1 pseudogene is annotated in these 434 nt (G+C 45.2%); it reads right to left on the reverse strand.

The features are described 5' to 3' along the window. Positions 1-401, reverse strand: a pseudogene (locus tag AB4486_RS27925) (radical SAM protein); the annotation flags it as partial. Between the last annotated feature and the right edge of the window lie 33 nt (positions 402-434).

Consider the following 434-nt stretch of genomic DNA (forward strand, 5'->3'; position numbering starts at 1 on the left):
CCGCAATACAGCATGTTTAACCCTGCATCGCAGATAGCCCTCATCTCGGCTGGAGACTTTTTAGTCATGGTTTGAGCTCTGCCATATGAGCTAATTTGTGTGAGCTCCGGGAACGCCTCTTTTAGTGTATTGAGCACATCCAGTAAATCGTCCGTTTCCATTGCAAAGGAATCACCATCTTGCAAAAAACAGCTCTCAAACTGTCGGTTTTTATAGAAGGCTCGTGCCGCCCAGATATCACGTTTGATCTCTTCGACAGGACGAATAGAGAACTCCATCCCTTCAAACAGAGTACAGAACTTACATTTATTCCACGGGCAGCCTTGTGTTGTCCGTATCAGCAAACTGTCTGCTTCAGAGGGTGGGCGTATTGGACCTTGTTGAAATTGTATCTGTGTCATGGCTTATCTATCCATCAATGAAATCAATAAGCG

It is taken from the genome of Vibrio sp. 10N.222.55.C6, from assembly GCF_041473395.1.
Taxonomy (GTDB): Bacteria; Pseudomonadota; Gammaproteobacteria; order Enterobacterales; family Vibrionaceae; genus Vibrio; species Vibrio crassostreae_C.